Annotated in this window: 4 protein-coding genes and 1 pseudogene; 2 read left to right on the top strand and 3 right to left on the bottom strand. The window is 66.3% G+C overall.

Going from position 1 to position 3,319, the window contains the following annotated elements; translation table 11 throughout:
* Together recA and R1101_RS0119280 are read left to right on the top strand one after the other, a co-directional pair.
* Window positions 1–639: recombinase RecA (recA, locus tag R1101_RS27585; RefSeq protein WP_016934964.1), on the top strand; the 639-nt coding region annotated here is incomplete at its 5' end.
* Window positions 640–742: 103 nt separating this feature from the next.
* Complete coding sequence (locus R1101_RS0119280) at window positions 743–1,360, top strand: regulatory protein RecX (RefSeq protein WP_016934963.1); 618 nt, start codon at window positions 743–745, stop codon at window positions 1,358–1,360.
* 32 nt (window positions 1,361–1,392) lie between these two features.
* On the opposite strand, the gene R1101_RS0119275 is transcribed toward R1101_RS0119280, so the two are convergent.
* From R1101_RS0119275 to R1101_RS27580, 3 genes and pseudogenes are all read right to left on the bottom strand, one after another.
* Window positions 1,393–2,301 carry an amino acid ABC transporter permease gene (locus tag R1101_RS0119275; protein WP_016934962.1) on the bottom strand — a complete coding sequence of 303 codons (909 nt, stop codon included), beginning with the start codon at window positions 2,299–2,301 and terminating at the stop codon, window positions 1,393–1,395.
* Entirely contained in the window at window positions 2,298–2,978 is a 681-nt protein-coding gene (locus R1101_RS0119270) for an amino acid ABC transporter permease (protein WP_016934961.1), read from the bottom strand. Before R1101_RS0119270 ends, R1101_RS0119275 begins: the two co-directional genes overlap by 4 nt.
* 127 nt (window positions 2,979–3,105) lie before the next feature.
* Window positions 3,106–3,319, bottom strand: a pseudogene (locus tag R1101_RS27580) (transporter substrate-binding domain-containing protein); the annotation flags it as partial.

Here is a 3,319-nt window from a genome sequence, read left to right as displayed (position 1 = left end):
GTTCGGGTGCGCTACGACATCATCGTCATCGACTCGGTCGCAGCACTCGTGCCGCGCGCCGAGATCGAGGGCGAGATGGGCGACAGCCACGTCGGTCTCCAGGCCCGCCTGATGAGCCAGGCACTGCGCAAGATGACCGGTGCGCTCAACAACTCCGGCACCACCGCGATCTTCATCAACCAGCTGCGCGAGAAGATCGGCGTGATGTTCGGCTCGCCCGAGACCACCACGGGCGGTAAGGCGCTGAAGTTCTACGCCTCCGTGCGTCTGGACGTGCGCCGGATCGAGACCCTCAAGGACGGCGGAGACGCGGTCGGCAACCGCACCCGCGTGAAGGTCGTCAAGAACAAGGTCTCGCCTCCGTTCAAGCAGGCCGAGTTCGACATCCTGTACGGGCAGGGCATCTCGAAGGAGGGCTCGCTCATCGACATGGGTGTCGATCAGGGCTTCATCCGCAAGTCGGGCTCCTGGTACACCTACGAGGGCGACCAGCTCGGGCAGGGCAAGGAGAACGCCCGTAAGTTCCTGCTCGAGAACACCGATGTTCGCGACGAGATCGAGAAGAAGATCAAGGAGAAGCTCGGCATCGGTGCCGTACTCACCGATCCGAGCGATGCCGAGGAGTCGGTCGACTTCTAGTCACCGCCCAGGCCGCGGGGGCACGGACGCACATCGCGTCCGTGCCCCCGCGGCCTATCCGCACACGGCCGCGCTGTCGGTGGGTCCGGCTACTGTGCGCGTCATGGACGACCCCGAGGAACGACGGCCCGAAAGACGGTCCGAACGACGCGGACGGCGGCGCTCGGCTCGCACCGAACAGGAGCTGCCCGGTGGCGGTACCGAGGCGCAGGCCAAGGATGTCTGCCTGCGTCTGCTGACGGATCGCGCGCGCAGTCGATCCGAGCTCGCGGCGAAGCTCGTGCAGAAAGGTTTCGCGTCCGACGTCGCCGAGCGTGCCCTCGATCGTCTCACCGAGGTCGGGTTGATCGACGACGCGGATTTCGCCGACCAATGGGCGCGTTCACGTCATCTGCATGCGGGGAGGGGCAAGCGGGCGATCGCACTCGAACTGCGCCGTAAAGGAATCGACGCCGACGATGCGGCGGCTGCCCTCGAGCAGATCGACACCGCCGACGAGCGCGAACGCGCGGTCGAGCTGGTCCGCAAGAAGCTCCGCACCCAGCCGCCGCTGCCCACCGAAGGCGATCGGCGCGAGATCGCGGCCGAACGCGACAAGCTGGTACGGCGGCTGGTCGGAATGCTGGCCCGGCGCGGTTACGCGCAGGGTATGGCGTTCGACGTCGTGCGGGAGGAACTCGCGGCCTTCGGTGCCGACGCGAGCAACCTCCCGCACGACTGAAAACTATTTCCGGCGTTCGCCGGTCGGGCACACTACGTGCGTCCCTCGCCGGTCATGTCCAGGCCCGGCACCGCCATCGTCGGTAGGGTCTGTGGCTCTTCGGTCGCCACGGCACCCTTCTTGCGTTTTCCGGATCGCAGGCGCTTCTCGAGCCAGGTCGCGAACTGCGTCAGCGCACTGTTGAGGACGATCATGATCACCGCGACCACCAGCAGCGCAGGTAGGTAGTTCTGGAAGAACGCGCCGAGCTGCTGTCCGGAACGCACCACTTCGACGTAGCCGATGAGGTAGCCGAGGGCAGAGTCCTTGAGTGCGATCACCATCTGCGACACGATCGCCGGGAGCATGACCGTGACGGCCTGCGGTAGCAGGATCAGCCGCATGAGCTGGTTCTTCCGCATGCCGATGGCGTAGGCGGCTTCGCTCTGGCCGCGCGGGAGCGACCTGATACCCGCTCGCACGATCTCGGCGATGACCGAGCCGTTGTACAGAGTCAGACCGGTGATGACCGCTGCGAGCGCGAGGTAGTCGGACTTGAAGACGCGGTACTCGGCGAAGACCTGGTAGGCGAAGATCATCAGGATCAGCACCGGGACGGCGCGGAACAACTCGACGATCGTGCCGGCGATCCCGCGGACCCATCGGTGATCGGAGAGGCGGGCGATGCCGAGCACCGTGCCGAGGATCAGTGCCAGCACGATCGATGCGACGGCCGCGATGATCGTGCCGCGGATGCCGGGCAGCAGATAGGTCGTCCAGCTGGTGGATTCGACGAACGGCTCCCACTTGGCCGCTGTCAGCTGTCCGTTGGCGTCGAGCGCGCGGTAGACGATCCAGCCGACGACGAGGAGGAGCGCGACCACGACGACCGACAGGATCCGGTAGATCGCCTTCGCGCGGGGCCCGGGTGCGTCGTAGAGAACTGTTCCGTGTGCACTCATCGGGCAACCTCGTATCGCTTGCTGAGCCGGCCGAACAACAGGCCGGTGGGGAGGGTGAGGATGACGAACCCGAGCGCGAAGATTCCACCGACGACGAAGATGGCCGCTTCGTTCTCGATCATCGTCTTCATCAGCAGCGAGGCCTCGGACACGCCGATCACGGAGGCGATCGTCGAGTTCTTGGTCAAGGCGATGAGCACCGAGCCGAGCGGGGCGATGACGGCGCGGAACGCCTGGGGGAGGACGATCAGGCGCAGATTCTGACCGAAGGTCAGGCCGAGGGAGCGGCCGGCCTCCGACTGTCCGAGCGAGACCGTGTTGATGCCGGAGCGGAGCGACTCGCACACGAAGGCCGCCGTATACACGATCAGGCCCAGCACCGCGAGCCGGAAGTTGTTGTCCACCAGGAAAGTCGGCGACGACTCGGAGGCCAGCTTGATGCCGAGCGTCTGGGACAGGCCGAACAGGCAGAAGATGATGATCAGCGTCAGCGGGGTGTTACGGAAGATCGTCACGTAGGCGGTGCCGACGGCGCGCGCCACGGGGATGGGCGACACGCGCATCGCGGCGAGGATCGTTCCGAGGATCAGTGCGCCGATCGCCGAGACGACGGTCAGCTGGATCGTGGTCCAGAACGCGTCGAGTAGCTGGCTGCTGTACTTGCTCAACAGATCCACAGGTCACTCCGGGATCGAGGGGACGGGGTGGGCGTCCGGAACGGCCCGGCCGGCCCGTGGGGATCTCACGGACCGGCCGCACCGGCGGACGGGACGGGTGGAACCCGTACGCGGTAACGATCGACACTCAGTAGCGATCGACGGCGGGAGGCTCGGGGAGGGGGTAGCCCGACGCGCCGACCGTCTCCTCGAATGCGGCTGCCCACGCACCGCTGTCGATCATCTCCTGGATCGCGTCGTTGATCGCGTTGCGGGACTCGTCGTCGCCCTTGGCGAGACCGATGCCGTAGCGCTCGGTGGTGAACGGCTCGCCGACGACCTTGAAGTCGCCCGGGCTCTGC

Source organism: Rhodococcus sp. R1101 (assembly GCF_000278445.1).
In the GTDB taxonomy this organism is placed as follows: Bacteria; Actinomycetota; Actinomycetes; order Mycobacteriales; family Mycobacteriaceae; genus Rhodococcus; species Rhodococcus gordoniae.
Note: the sequence above shows the minus strand (reverse complement) of the source record. Positions and strands in the feature narration are given on the sequence as shown.

Excerpts from the sequence above, each read along its gene's own strand:
- R1101_RS0119275 (WP_016934962.1), bottom strand. The coding sequence starts at position 2,301 with ATGAGTGCACACGGAACAGTTCTCTACGACGCACCCGGGCCCCGCGCG.
- R1101_RS0119280 (WP_016934963.1), top strand. The coding sequence starts at position 743 with ATGGACGACCCCGAGGAACGACGGCCCGAAAGACGGTCCGAACGACGC.